The 13781-nt window shown below is 38.6% G+C and carries 19 protein-coding genes; 1 reads left to right on the forward strand and 18 read right to left on the reverse strand.

Annotation, left to right across the window (positions count from 1 at the left end; translation table 11 throughout):
• Window positions 1–2: 2 nt before the first annotated feature.
• From resA to KQ486_RS00840, 9 genes are all read right to left on the reverse strand, one after another.
• Entirely contained in the window at window positions 3–542 is a 540-nt protein-coding gene (resA, locus tag KQ486_RS00805) for a thiol-disulfide oxidoreductase ResA (RefSeq protein WP_216686518.1), read from the reverse strand.
• A gap of 67 nt (window positions 543–609) precedes the next feature.
• The gene (locus tag KQ486_RS00810) at window positions 610–1359 is read right to left on the reverse strand and encodes a pseudouridine synthase (protein ID WP_144160123.1); all 750 of its coding nucleotides are present in this window, start codon (window positions 1357–1359) and stop codon (window positions 610–612) included.
• Window positions 1360–1621: 262 nt separating this feature from the next.
• The gene (locus KQ486_RS14530; protein ID WP_274237326.1) at window positions 1622–1756 is read right to left on the reverse strand and encodes a hypothetical protein; all 135 of its coding nucleotides are present in this window, start codon (window positions 1754–1756) and stop codon (window positions 1622–1624) included.
• Between the two features lie 161 nt (window positions 1757–1917).
• Window positions 1918–2442 (reverse strand): spore maturation protein, encoded by a 525-nt coding sequence (locus KQ486_RS00815; protein ID WP_144158716.1) that lies wholly within the window; start codon window positions 2440–2442, stop codon window positions 1918–1920.
• Window positions 2443–3030, reverse strand: a complete 588-nt coding sequence (locus KQ486_RS00820) for a nucleoside recognition domain-containing protein (RefSeq protein ID WP_144158714.1) — start codon at window positions 3028–3030, stop codon at window positions 2443–2445.
• Window positions 3024–3920, reverse strand: coding sequence for a D-alanyl-D-alanine carboxypeptidase family protein (locus tag KQ486_RS00825; protein WP_144158711.1), 897 nt, complete (start codon window positions 3918–3920; stop codon window positions 3024–3026). Before KQ486_RS00825 ends, KQ486_RS00820 begins: the two co-directional genes overlap by 7 nt.
• A 262-nt stretch (window positions 3921–4182) precedes the next feature.
• Window positions 4183–4650 (reverse strand): DUF3907 family protein, encoded by a 468-nt coding sequence (locus KQ486_RS00830; RefSeq protein ID WP_144158709.1) that lies wholly within the window; start codon window positions 4648–4650, stop codon window positions 4183–4185.
• A gap of 24 nt (window positions 4651–4674) precedes the next feature.
• Window positions 4675–5265 (reverse strand): SMC-Scp complex subunit ScpB, encoded by a 591-nt coding sequence (scpB, locus tag KQ486_RS00835; RefSeq protein WP_216686519.1) that lies wholly within the window; start codon window positions 5263–5265, stop codon window positions 4675–4677.
• Complete coding sequence (locus tag KQ486_RS00840) at window positions 5256–6008, reverse strand: segregation/condensation protein A (RefSeq protein WP_246569034.1); 753 nt, start codon at window positions 6006–6008, stop codon at window positions 5256–5258. Before KQ486_RS00840 ends, scpB begins: the two co-directional genes overlap by 10 nt.
• 87 nt (window positions 6009–6095) lie before the next feature.
• On the opposite strand from KQ486_RS00840, the gene KQ486_RS00845 reads away from it, so the two are divergent.
• Window positions 6096–6572, forward strand: coding sequence for a DUF309 domain-containing protein (locus tag KQ486_RS00845; protein WP_144158700.1), 477 nt, complete (start codon window positions 6096–6098; stop codon window positions 6570–6572).
• Between the two features lie 152 nt (window positions 6573–6724).
• Here KQ486_RS00845 and KQ486_RS00850 read toward each other — a convergent pair whose 3' ends face one another.
• The 9 genes from KQ486_RS00850 to KQ486_RS00890 all read right to left on the reverse strand — a co-directional run bounded on the left by KQ486_RS00850 (window position 6725) and on the right by KQ486_RS00890 (window position 13560).
• Window positions 6725–7072 carry a GNAT family N-acetyltransferase gene (locus tag KQ486_RS00850; RefSeq protein WP_144158697.1) on the reverse strand — a complete coding sequence of 116 codons (348 nt, stop codon included), beginning with the start codon at window positions 7070–7072 and terminating at the stop codon, window positions 6725–6727.
• Window positions 7073–7230: 158 nt separating this feature from the next.
• On the reverse strand, window positions 7231–7662 hold the full coding sequence (locus tag KQ486_RS00855) for a peptidylprolyl isomerase (protein ID WP_144158694.1): 432 nt from the start codon (window positions 7660–7662) through the stop codon (window positions 7231–7233).
• Window positions 7663–7682: 20 nt separating this feature from the next.
• Window positions 7683–8960, reverse strand: coding sequence for a diaminopimelate decarboxylase (gene lysA, locus KQ486_RS00860; RefSeq protein ID WP_144158691.1), 1278 nt, complete (start codon window positions 8958–8960; stop codon window positions 7683–7685).
• Window positions 8961–9192: 232 nt separating this feature from the next.
• Window positions 9193–10680, reverse strand: a complete 1488-nt coding sequence (locus tag KQ486_RS00865; RefSeq protein WP_144158687.1) for a spore germination protein — start codon at window positions 10678–10680, stop codon at window positions 9193–9195.
• A gap of 13 nt (window positions 10681–10693) precedes the next feature.
• A complete protein-coding gene (spoVAE, locus tag KQ486_RS00870) occupies window positions 10694–11050 on the reverse strand; it encodes a stage V sporulation protein AE (protein WP_216686521.1) in 357 nt (118 codons plus the stop codon).
• Window positions 11050–12057 (reverse strand): stage V sporulation protein AD, encoded by a 1008-nt coding sequence (gene spoVAD, locus KQ486_RS00875; RefSeq protein WP_144158681.1) that lies wholly within the window; start codon window positions 12055–12057, stop codon window positions 11050–11052. The genes spoVAE and spoVAD overlap by 1 nt, the downstream gene beginning before the upstream one ends.
• 18 nt (window positions 12058–12075) lie before the next feature.
• Window positions 12076–12522 carry a stage V sporulation protein AC gene (gene spoVAC, locus KQ486_RS00880; protein WP_144158678.1) on the reverse strand — a complete coding sequence of 149 codons (447 nt, stop codon included), beginning with the start codon at window positions 12520–12522 and terminating at the stop codon, window positions 12076–12078.
• Window positions 12523–12536: 14 nt separating this feature from the next.
• Window positions 12537–12956, reverse strand: a complete 420-nt coding sequence (locus KQ486_RS00885; RefSeq protein ID WP_144158675.1) for a stage V sporulation protein AB — start codon at window positions 12954–12956, stop codon at window positions 12537–12539.
• Window positions 12946–13560, reverse strand: a complete 615-nt coding sequence (locus KQ486_RS00890; protein ID WP_186278479.1) for a stage V sporulation protein AA — start codon at window positions 13558–13560, stop codon at window positions 12946–12948. Before KQ486_RS00890 ends, KQ486_RS00885 begins: the two co-directional genes overlap by 11 nt.
• Window positions 13561–13781 lie beyond the last annotated feature (221 nt).

Below are 13781 nucleotides of genomic sequence, written 5' to 3' on the forward strand. Positions count from 1 at the left end.
TTTTAATTCGTAGGGAGAATTTCCTGTAAATACCCCTCTAATCGTTCCAATGTTAACGCGCCTTTAACGACTCGCTCAATCGTTCCATCTGGATTGACAAAAAACGATGTTGGTAATGGTACAATGTCGTACGCTTCCATTACTGTTCCCTTCTTGTCATGGACACTTGGGAAACTTAATCCTAGTTTATTATAGAAGTTATTAATGACAAATTCATTTGAATCAACACTTATGGCAACGATTTCAATTCCTTTATCCTTATACTCTTGATAAAGTTCATTCATGTATGGCATTTCTTCTTTACATGGTTCGCAGTAAGTTGCCCAAAAATTCAACATGACGCCCTTTCCTTCAAGATCCTTTAATTCAATCGTTTCGCCTTCAACGTCCAATCGTTTAAGCTTAAAATTTGGTGCTTCATCCCCCTCAGCCACAACAGGCTGTTCTGAGGAAAAATTAACGTATAAAACACCAATTAATGTTAGGACCAAAACAGATAATATAACCGTTCGGATGATCAGTCTCTTTTTCTTTTTATGCACAGTATCCACCCCTCTTCTGGGCAATTATATCACTAGAGTATAATCTCCATAATTCAACGTTTGAACATTATTTAACATTTTGTTTTGAGAGGGCAATCAATTGTTTAACTTCATGCGGCGTAAGCTTTCTATATTCTCCTGTTGGCAAGTTGCCTAAACTTAAGCTACCAAACCGATCGCGTTTCAACTTTTCCACACGGTATCCAAGTGCTTCAAACATTCTGCGTACTTGTCGATTTTTTCCTTGATGTAAGGTAAGTTCGACAATACTTTTACCTTCCTTTACTTCTTTCCCTTTTTTTACATTACTGTCTATGATCCTTGCCTTCACACATTTTAATCGCTCGCCTTGGTCAACGATTCCTTTTTTAAGCTTCGTAAGCTCTTCTTTAGAAACGAGTCCATTAACTTTTGCTACATACACCTTGTCCATTTGATATTTAGGGTGAATGAGTCGTTGGGTAAACTCACCGTCATTTGTCAACAATAGTAACCCTGACGTATCGTAATCAAGTCGACCGACCGGAAAAAGTCGTTCTTCAATTTCTTCCGGTAGTAAGTCAGTCACCACTTTCCTGTCTTTATCATCTTTTACAGCAGAAATAACACCTCGTGGTTTATTGACCATATAGTAAACCGGTTCCTCTTTTTCGAGTTCAATTTGATCAACCTCTACTCGATCAGAAGGAGAAACCTTTGTACCTAATTCGGTTACTGTTTTTCCATTCACTTTAACGCGGCCCTCTGTAATATACATTTCAGCTTTGCGTCGGGAAGTGACCCCGCTTTTTGCGATAACTTTCTGTAGTCGTTCCATATGATTTGCCAACAATCTCACCTATTTTCTTCGAAGTCTATAAGTATCTTAACATATGTACATATTTACATACGACAAAAAAGGACTCCGTTCTCAAAGACAACATAAAATGACACTAAAACGAATGGATAAAATCAAAGCCAACTTCGAACGATTAAATTGTTGGTATATAAATCATTCGCTATAAAAACACTTTTTGTTTTCAGTGCGCACTTATCAAAATTTTTGTTATCAGGACCGCGTCTACTACTACATTAAATCGCTATTCTTCAACGTTAATGAGAAATACTACTACATTAATTCGATTTGCTTCAACATTGATTAACAAGACTTCAACATTAACTCGGGTGACTTCAACATTAATCAGCATGGCTTCAACATTCAAGCTTTCGCACATAAAAAAACAAGCACCGACCAAAGTCAGTGCCTACTTTATTCGTATGATCATTCTTTGCCATTGAAATCGAGCTTACCTTTGATACGCAAGTCTATGTATTTTAGCTGAATTCAACGATTCGTTTTTATTTAGATCCAGTTAATTCCATCGAATGCAATCCATTAACCAAATAATAAGTAACAAACAATTAACGAAGCAGTAATTCCGATCAAATCGGCCAACAATCCTACTTTTAACGCATCACCCATTTTTTTGATTTGAACAGCACCGAAGTAAACAGTCAATACATATAACGTCGTATCCGTACTCCCTTGCATGGTAGAAGCTAATTTTCCTAAAAAAGAATCAGGTCCTTCGTTTTGGATAATATCTGTCGCAACACCTAGGGAAGCTGTACCAGAGATCGGTCGAGTCAATGCTAATGGTACGATATCCGGCGGAATATGGAAAATGGACAAAATCGGTTCCAGCAGATGAACAAAAGCATCCAATGCTCCGGAAGCACGAAAGATTGTAATGGACACGAGCATACCTAATAAGAAAGGAAGTAATGAAACAGCCATCGAGACCCCTTCCTTACCACCTTCAACAAAAGCTTCATACGTAGGTACTTTTTTATAAGTTCCATAAAGTAAAACCGATAAAATGAGGAGCGGAATAATCATGTTACTCACGTGAACAAGCATTTATAAGCTCCTTTGTCTCCGGTAATAAAAGAAACGATCAATTAACAACGCCCCTATGGTGGATACTAATGTTGCCATAATGGTTGCTCCGACAATTTCGGTTGGTGCAATCGAATCATATTTCATCCGTATTGCAATCATGGTTGTGGGTATTAACGTAACACTGGATGTATTCAGTGCTAAAAATGTAATCATTGATCGTGAAGCTTCCGGGCGGTCATGATTCAACTTCTTCAATGATTGCATAGCTTTTATGCCGAACGGTGTAGCGGCATGACCGAGACCAAAAATGTTTGAAGAAAAGTTCGATAAAATATAACCCATGGCGGGATGATCTCGTGGGATATCAGGAAATAATCGCTTAAATAACGGACGAAAAAGTTTTGCTAGCTTGTCCAGCAATCCTGCTTTTTCCGCTATTTGCATAAGCCCTAACCAAAATACCAAAACACTGACGAGTGTAATCGTTAAAGCAACCGCTTCTTCTGCTCCAGCGAAAATTGCTTCGTTGACTTCTTCCATCGTTCCATTAAACAAGGCATAAATAATTCCGATTGAAGCCAGTCCTGCCCATATGATATTTACCATATAGAAGCCCCCTGCATTTGACGGAATGTTTCGATATAGAGTTCTAGAAAATAGGAGTCACTAGCATCTGCATGAATCGGTAAATCCGGTTTTTTAGCTAATTCTTGAAATGCATAGTCATAAAGTTTTTTATGATCATTCCAATCATCAGATGCATGAAGTGTCACAACAACAATTTCTTCTCCTTCATGCTCAGCTGTCGTGACGAGTGTTCGACCAGCTTTTTTGGTAAATCCTGTCTTCCCGCCAGTACAATATTCACCGTAAGTTGTCAGCAACTTGTTTTTGTTGAACCAATAGTAATCACCGTTTATCGGCAGGTGCTTTTCCGTTCCAAAAATCTCTCTGAAATCGTCGTTTTTATTCATTGCATGGGCTGTAATGAGCGCCATATCATATGCACTGGAATAATGATTTTCTTCTTCTAGTCCATGTGGATTCTGAAATGAACTATTCTTCATTCCTAGCCAATCCACCGTCTCATTCATCAAGAAGGCAAACCCTTTCACACTTCCGCCGACGTGTTCAGCGATTGCCGTTGCTGCGTCATTACCTGAACGAAGCATGAGTCCATAAATTAAGTCTTCCAATGAATATTGCTGATCTACTTCTAAATAAATCGACGATCCTTCCATCATCGATGCTTCTTTTGATATACGTACTTGGTCGTCCAAGCTGCCGTGCTCTAATGCAACAAAGGCAGTCACGATTTTGGTGATACTTGCGACGGAGGATTTTTCATTCATTTGTTTATCGTAAAGTACTTCCATCGTATTCATATCTAAAACAACAGCTTTTTCTGCAGAAATATCAGGTGACGCATCCGTGCCGTATGGATTCACCAACATTGCTGTTACGATCAATGACAGAAAAATAGCCAGCTTTTTCATTGTCCAATTTCACATCCATTCATGCTTGTCTAGTTATTTATAGATATGAACTGATACTTGCTGATATGATTGCCTAATTGAAAAAAGACTGTAGCGCAAAAGGACGATCGATGGAATGGTCATGATGGGGTAATCGGTGACTGTGAGACGTGAATGACTTTTTAGAAAGCGAACTCCACAAAAAAACCCGAACTAAGATCACTTGGTAACTGTCTTAGTTCGGGTTTACATAAATTCTTCTTGTTGATCAAACTGTTTTAATTTAAGAGATTTCTTGTGATAAATATTCTAATTGGTTTCGTAAGTCCAAAAATATCGGCTCAAGTTTCCGCGTTAATTCGTTGATTTCCTCTCCAGGATTTTCAATAAAATCAATTGCATTCTTATTTTGATAAGAAGCCCGGCTGTCCTCAAACCATAAGTCAACATTCGGTGAGAAAAAAGAATCGACACATTTTACGGAAATTCCTCTTAAGATACGATCGATGTTCTTTGCATTGATATTTTTTCCATTTGCGAATGGATAAATCGCCCTCTTACCTTCTGTTGAATAGGCTTCTAGCAGTCTGAATTGTTTAATGACTTGTTGAATATATTCTTTTCTTAATTCCTTATTTCCATTAACCAAGTGTTCGGCAGAATGATGATTATGAAAGTCTTCTAAAATATTCTCTATACGTCCAAGCTCGTCAAAAACTTTTTGTGCTTGTGACTTTCTTCCTGTACGCATTGGTTGGTAGGGACCCCCTTAATATTATTGAGCTGCCTTTTCGTTCTCTTCAGCCAGTTCATTAAAAAATAAGTCTGATTCCAGTAATGCTTCGTCTAAATCCTCTTCCGTTAATGGTGGTAAATCATCTAACGAAGTTAATCCGAAGAATGTCAAAAATTCTCTTGTTGTTTGATAAAGAATCGGTCGACCACTTGTATCTTTTCTCCCGGCTTCCTCTATTAAATATCGAGACATTAACGTCTGAACTGGCCCATCACATTTCACACCGCGAATTTCTTCCATTTCGACTTTTGTGATTGGTTGTTTATAAGCTATAATCGCTAATGTTTCTAAGGATGCCTGTGATAACCGCGAGGATACATTGGACTGTTGCATTTTTTCATAATAAGCAGCATGGTCTGGCTTGGTTGTCAGATAGTGGATGCCCCTTACTTCTAAAATAGATAATCCACGTTGTCCATGTTCATAGTCATATTTTAATTCGTTTATTAATAATTTAATAGCATCCTCATCTATATCAAGAATATTCTTGATTTGTTTATTTGATAACCCCTCATCACCGGAAACAAACAACAAACCTTCCAGGACACCTTTCATTTCATTTAACTCCATTGAATTTCCCCCGTTAGCTGGACCGTAATTGAGTCGAAGTTTTGGTTTTGAATACAGGTGACTTGCATGCTTTTCATTAATTCCAAGATCGCGAGAAATGTCGCAACAACTTCTGCTCTTTTTTGATAAGAGAAAAGTTCATCAAAGGATTTTTTACCATGGTGGTCATTTAATGCATTTAAAACTTCATCCATTCTTTTCTCAATCGAGATTTCCTGTCTCTGTACAGTTGTTTCCATTGGAGCTAATAATTGTTTTCTGCGTAACACTTTTTGAAAAGCTTGTGTCAGATCAACAATATCTAGTTCATTACTTCTTTCGACTTTTATTTCGCTTTGATAAACGGAAAGGTCAGTGGCCGGTCGCATGTGCGTCCGAAAATGTTCCTGCTCTCTTTCTTTTAGTCCAGCGGCTGCTTCCTTAAACTTACGGTATTCAATCAGTTTAGCAATTAGCTCATCTCGTAAGTCCTCTTCATACTCGTCCTCCATTTCCACTTCTTGCTTCGGCAAAAGCATTTGACTCTTGATCGCAAGCAATGTTGCGGCCATGACCAAGTATTCACTGGCAATGTCCAACTGCAGTTCTTGCATTGTACGTATGTAATTCATGTATTGGTCTGCGACATCCTTTAAAGGAACCTCATATATATCGATTTCATATTGATTAACTAAATGCAATAATAAATCTAAAGGACCTTCAAAGGTATCGAATTTCACTTGATAAGTATGGTTATTGGACAAATGCATCACTCTTTCGTGACCGACAGTGTATATTGAGATTCTATCAAATTTTCGAATGAAAGGGAATAACAATAAGGGAGACGGCCTATGTATCCGAAACAATTTCTTGAATATCTTTACGAATTCCATTATACAAGAGACTATTTTGAGTGTCATGAGGTGTTAGAGGATTTTTGGAAAAACAAGACGGAAATGAAACGAGATTCGGTTTGGACTGGGTTGATTCAATTAGCTGTCAGCTTATATCATTACAGGCGTGGGAATATGGTAGGTGCAAAAAAATTAATCGATCGTTGCAATGAAAAGTTAATGGAGCATCCAGATGAGTTAGATTGCTTAGGCTTGTCTAACCGCGAACTACTCACACTCGTATCAGATCTTCAATATAATATTGATGCCAATGTGCCGTACAAAAGTGTTGACTTACCAATCGCCAGTGAAAAATTAAAAGAAAAACTCCAACACTTCGCCATTCAAAAAAATGAGCACACGGAATATGCTTATCAGGTTACCGACGAGCGAGTCATCCACCGTCACCTCAAAGAATTTCGTAATGATCATTAAGTCTTCGATATTCCACACATTTGTAAACGTCATTTGAGTATGCGATTCTCATTCATCTTTTCCTGAAATTCTCACACTCATTTCTCTACTTTTTCCTGTATAAAAACAAACTGCCCATCCTACTCATTACTCGAGTGAATTGGGCAGTTTATTTATTCTTCTTCTTTACAAGCTTCGAAAAATTCATTGGTGAATTCATTACCGCACACATCGCGTTCCTCATAAAGCTCTTTAACTGCTTGAACCATCTTCTTGCCAATTCCTTGGTTTCGATACGATGGATTAACGCTAATATGTTGGACGACAACTTTTTCGTCTTCCAGGCGGACACCAATTGTCCCTAGAACCTCTTCCTCTTTCCACAAGTACAATTGCCAATTCTCATTACTTTCATATTCATTGATTGTTTCTTGTAGTTTCTTTACTTTTTTTTCTTCGGGCATAAAGGAAAGAAGACCCATGGCAATTTTTTCAAAACTTTTCTTAAACTTGATTAACATATTAACCCCTCTTTAACAAAAGGATTTCTCTTTCAATCCTTCAATCTTTGAGAATTCTATGAATTACAATTCACTGAAAAATTCACAAAAAAAGTTTGTCGAGTAGTAATAGTAACACCATTTTATCCCAAAAATCAAGATTCAATACGATTGATGTTCTATTCTTCGATCGTCACCTTCTGCATCACATCGCCGACTTTTACTCGGTCTACAACGTCCATGCCTTCAACCACTTTTCCGAATACGGTATGAACACCGTCTAAATGAGGTTGAGCTTCAAAACAAATGAAGAACTGGCTTCCACCTGTATCTTTACCGGCATGTGCCATGGATAAAGAACCTCTCTCATGTTTATTCGGATTTCCTTCCGTTTCACATTTAATCGTATATCCTGGACCGCCTGTTCCATTACCATTTGGGTCGCCACCCTGAATGACGAATCCTGGAATCACTCGGTGGAACGTTAAACCATCATAAAAATTCTTTTTTGCTAAGCTGACGAAGTTTTCAACCGTTCCTGGAGCATCTTCTTCAAATAAATCGATCTTAATTTGTTCACCGTTTTCAAATTGAATTGTTGCTTTTTTCATTGTTTATTCCTCCAATTCGTTTATTCATAGCTTAAATCAAATCGAGTTAAATCCGTGTATTTTTCACGTTGGACAACGAGCTGATCTTTTCCATCTTCAACAAACACAACCGCAGCTTTAGGAAAGCGGTTATAATGGCTTGCCATTGCATACCCGTAAGCACCTGTAGAAAACACAGCTAAGTAGTCACCGGATTCGATTGTCGGGGTCTTCAAGTCCCAGATAAGCATATCACCAGACTCACAACATTTACCAGCAATTGATACTTCTTCGGACAACGGTTCATTTATTTTATTTGCGACAACCGCTTGATACTTAGCTTGGTAAAGTGCCGGGCGAATATTATCTGTCATGCCACCGTCTACGGACGCATATTTTCGAACGTTCTCAACTTCCTTCAATGATCCGACAGTATATAATGTTGTTCCAGCATCGCCGACAATAGACCTGCCTGGTTCAATCCAAATTTCTGGGATGGCTAAATTCAACCTTTGTGCTTCCATTTTGACACAATCTGTCAATGTAACAACATATTGATTCAAAGGCAACGGTTGATCGCTCTCCGTATACTTAATGCCGAACCCTCCGCCCAGATTGACAACTTCGGCATCGTATTGAAATTGTTTTTTCCAATGATCAAGTAATTGAAAGAGCTTTTTAATCGCCATTTCAAAACCCGTTGTCTCAAATATTTGGGATCCAATATGTGAGTGAATTCCTAACACATGGAATCGTGGATGATTAAGTAGTCGTTTCAATGCCTCGTCAGCTTGGTCACTATTCAAATCAAAACCAAACTTGGAGTCTTCTTGACCAGTCAATATATAATCATGTGTATGTGCTTCAATTCCTGGCGTGACTCGAAGCAATACTTCCACAGCTGTATCTTTTTCCTCAAGCAAAGCTTCCAACAAAGAGATTTCATAAAAATTGTCAACGACAATACAACCGATCCCACTCTCAATTGCCATTTTTAACTCATCTTCGCTTTTGTTGTTTCCATGCATATGAATTTTTTCTACAGGAAAACCAGCTTCTAATGCAGTATGTAATTCTCCTTGAGAAACGACATCCAAGCTTAGTTTCTCTTGCTTTGCTACTTGAAGCATTGCTATAGAAGAAAAGGCCTTACTCGCATATGCGACCTGAAAAGGAATCCCCGATTCTTCAAAAGTTCTGACAAAAGCACGAGCATTTTCTCTAATCTTTTTAACGTCATAGACAAACAAAGGTGTCCCATACTTCTCGATCAAATCGATTGAATCAATACCACCAATATGCAAATGGTTATTACTCATTAATTATCTCACCTTTTCTCTTTGAAGCAAAGCTAATAAAAATAACTTATCACAAGTTACACACACTTTTCAATTTTAATACTACATTTTTATGACAACTATTGATGACGGTTGGTGTTTTGGCGAAAGAATCAAGTAACACCCGTATGACGATTAAGATCGATTAATCATCGTACGGGTGTCAAACATTTGTAAAACTATATCCCAATCACTTGATTTAACAACTTTTTTATTACTTTGTGTTTTCTCCCTTAGGCATTCGTGCGGCTGATTGTGGATGAACAATGCTCGGACGGAAACGTTGGTGAGGAACCGTCATTCGGATAAACACGTGCCATAGTGCTCTCCCATTAAAAGGAATCAATGGCCAAAAATAAGGCGTATTCAGCGAGATTGTTCGCACTAAGTGGAGCAAATACAGTGTTACACCAATTATAAATCCGGCAGCTCCCCATATCGATACAGCAATGACCAACATAATCCTCACCAGTTTATTAGCAACACCTAATTCATGGCTTGGTGTCGAGTAGGTACCAATCGCACTAATTGCTACGTATAAGATAATTTCTGGACTGAACAAACCGACTGTGATTGCGATCTCGCCAATCAACACCGCCGCAATAAGTCCCATAGCGGTCGATAGGGCGGTCGGTGTGTGAATGGCCGCAATCCTCATGAATTCCAATCCAATATCTGCCAGTAACACTTGCACAATAATTGGCAGATTACCTTCTTCTTTTAAGCCAATAAACGATAACTCCGGTGGTAAGTATTCAGGTTGTGTTGCGAATAGTACCCATAATGGCAGCAAAAAGATTGATAAAATAACACCAAAGAATCTCACCCAACGAATGAACGTACCGACTGATGGAACTTGCCGACTTTCTTCTGCATGTTGAACATGATGAAAGAACGTTGTCGGTGTAATCATGACACTGGGCGATGTATCCACATAGATGAGGACATGGCCTTCAAATAAATGAGCTGATGCGACATCCGGCCTTTCTGTGTATCGAACTAAAGGAAACGGATTAATACTTTGAGAAACGAGGAATTCTTCCAATGCTTTATCAGACATCGCCATGCCGTCCACATTAATTTTACTAATTTCTTTCTTAATGACATCGACCAATCCGGGGTCTGCAACATCTTTTAAATAAGCAATGGATACATCGGTTTGTGAGCGCTCACCGACACGCATAATCTCCATGCGTAAACGATCATCTCGTATCCTTCTCCTGGTTAGCCCTGAGTTTTCTATAATATTTTCTGTGAATCCGTCACGTGCACCTCGCACGACCTTCTCTGTATCCGGCTCTTTTGGTCCACGACCTGGATAATTCCTTACATCAACGACAAGAGCAAATGATTCCCCGTCAATGGTGACAACCACCAAACCCGATAATAATTGGTTAATGGCATCATCATAAGTTTTAAACTCTTCTACTTGATGATTCATCAGTCGGTTTTTTATGATTTCGGCCAATTTCCGTTTCTCCGACTCAAAATCATTGATTTCAACCAGTTTCTTTATGATTTCAATCGTATATTCAGAATCAGTCAAACCGTTCACAAAATAAATATCGACATCATGTTCTAAAACAAGGAGTGAGCGTCTACCAACATCGAACGAGGTTCCGATTCCTAATTGATCACCGAAGACTTTACGGCTTTTTTTGATAGACGCATCAATTGTTTTACCTTTTACATCTTGAGCCATTTGATTACCCCTTTTAGCCTTTTGGTTTGAAAATTAAGGCAATGATAAATCCAAATAAAATAGCGGAAGAAATACCTGCTGAAGTCAATTGAAAAATACCAAGAGCTATTCCCATAAACCCATGTTCTTCTGATTGTGCCATGGCGCCGTGAAGAAGATTATGTCCAAAACTTGTGATCGGCACGGTCGCTCCTGCGCCAGCGAACTCAATCAATTTGTCGTATAAATCAAAACCGTCTAAAACGGCGCCAGCGACTACAAAGGAAGACATTACATGTGCAGGAGTAAGCTTTGCGACATCAAATAACAGTTGACCTACTACACAGATCGCTCCACCAACTAAAAATGCCCATAAAAACTGTAAAAACATCAGTCTTTCACCCGCTTTATAACCACGCCATGTGCAATACAAGGAATGGATTCTTTTTGTTGGACAATCGTTGGACTGAGTAATGCACCAGTTGCAACGACAAGCACTTTATCAAGCTTATGATCCATCATTTGTTGCATGATATATCCATAAGTGACAACAGCTGAGCTTGCACATCCACTTCCTCCTGCGTTCACTTTTTGGCTATCATGATAAATCATTAGTCCACAATCTTGATGCACATCCTCGATATCATAGCCTGATTGCTCTGTTAATTTTTTTAATATTGGTGTACCTACACTGGCTAAGTCGCCGGTCAAGATGATATCGTAATCATCTGGTTGGCGACCAAAATCTTTGAAGTGTTGTACGATCGTATTGGCTGCGGCTGGTGCCATCGCAGAACCCATATCCAACGGATCAGTCACACCATAGTCAATCACTTTTCCAATTGTCGCTCCTTCCACTTGGATTGCCGCCTTTTCCTTTTGGACTAAGACCGACCCAGCTCCAGTCACTGTACAATGTGCAGTATTCGGTTTTTGTATTCCGTACTCTGTTGGATAGCGAAATTGTCTTTCAGCTGTTGAATAATGACTGCTTGTACCGGCAACAACTTTGGAACAATGACCTGCGTCAACGAACGAGGAACTTATTGCCACAGTTTCCATCGATGTTGAGCAAGCACCGAATACGCCGAAAAAAGGGATGTCCATGTCCCTTGCGACATAGCTGGATGAGATGGTTTGATTCAGTAGGTCACCACTAATGAATAGGTCGACAGCATCTTGCCGTGTATTTGTTTTGGATAACGTCAGTCCGATTGATTTTTTCAATAAAGCCTGCTCTGCTTTTTCCCACGTTTTTTCGTTGCAATATAAATCGTCAAAACTATAATCAAACGTATCTGCCAATGGCCCCTTTGCTTCCTTTGGTCCAGTTACCGTGGCGTTTCCATCAATATAAACTCCATTTGTAAATTTCCATGAATTTTTTCCTTGTTTCACTTGCGATCACCTCTATTGTTAGAGTAATTGCTGGATTGTATACCGAATTAAACCGACGACATAAGCAGATACCGTACCAAAAACGATTACAGACCCAGCTAGCTTAAACATGTTTGTTGATATCCCAAAAAGAATTCCTTCACTCTTATGCTCTAAAGCAGCACTTGTGATCGAGTTGGCGAAGCCTGTAACGGGTACAGCAGCACCTGCGCCTGCAAAACTTCCTAAGCGATCGTACACGCCAAAACCGGTCAATAATGCAGATATCAATATCAGTGTTGTTACCGTCGGATTCCCTGCTTGTTTTTCTGTAAAATCAAATACGTACATATAAAAATAGGTCAACCCTTGTCCGATCACACAGATCAGACCCCCAACAATAAAAGCTTTCAGGCAATTCTTTAATAGTGGTGGTTTACCTTGATATGGTTTCACACTCTCTTTATAGTTATCTTTTGTAATCATTTAGATGCTCCTTTCTAAAAATCAAAGATTGTCCATTGAAAAAGCGAGCCAAAAATTTTGCCTAATACAATTGCAAGTAAGAGTGTCAATAGATAACGATTCAACCGAATACGTTTAAAAAGAATCGGAAACACATTGAGCACTTCGGTTAAAGCGGCAGCAAGCATGCCGATAAAAATTCCGTGTAACAGTCCCCACAACACTTCTATCGGAATCGGAACTGAAATCATGGCTGTCTGAAACGATAAGTAGGTACCGAACACTGCACCAGCAGTTACGGCGTTTTCATAAAAGTGAATAAAGGTTCTTGACTTTGACAGTTGAGCTAACCGTGGAATGATTCCTAAAACTGCCAAGAAAGCGACAAACCCAGCGCCAACAGTAAAACCAGCTGCTAAGCCAATAAATAAGTCAACTAAATAATTAATCTTCATTTCGCTCGACCAGTTCATTTTCATGATAAGAAACATAACGTCGAATATCTTCATCATAGTTATGCATTTCAATGTCTAATGGGCTTGGCTCTTCATTTAATTTTTTCTTGAAAATATGATTAAAAAACAAAATCATACCGAGACCTAACCCGAGTGAATAAGGTATTTGAAACCATAAAATACTTCGCCCCTCTTCACCAGTTATCATATAATGGATACGCTCTTGTACTTCTTCCATGCTAACGTCATAATGAAAATTTATTATGGCCATCGCCGAACCGATAAACAAAAGACACCAAATAAAAACAACGTATAACGGAAATATTTTTGAATGCTTCTTTTGGAGTTTAAGTATAGTTTGTGCAGGGCCGATTGTTTCTATTTCATATTCCGGATAAAGCTTTCTGATTTTCTCGATAATTGTAAATATGTCTAGAACCTTATAAGTCAGGTCTTCTTTTTTGACTTCCGAAATGAAAAGCTGTTCAAGTTTTCTTTTCACTTCATCCTCAGCTTGAATCCAAGCAATGTCCCTCAGAAAAACTTTTTCATTCGACTGAACTGTTTTATGGTGTTTTAATTTAATGTAAATCACATGTGCCATCATCTTCACCTTCACTAATCGACTCTAGCCGTTAGTATGTACGTTCATCTTTAAAGCATGTATTTCGATTGGAAATTTAAGTTTAACCAGCTTAGATTTTGGGATTTAAAAAGAGGTTCCGTACTGAGAATAATTAGGTTGTATTTAGTGGTAAGAGTCCACGCAATTTTGTGGAAGCGAAGGCGGGCAAAACATCATATGAAGAATTGCGTTCTTTTAAA

It is taken from the genome of Allobacillus halotolerans, from assembly GCF_018967645.1.
Classification (GTDB): Bacteria; Bacillota; Bacilli; order Bacillales; family Alkalibacillaceae; genus Allobacillus; species Allobacillus halotolerans.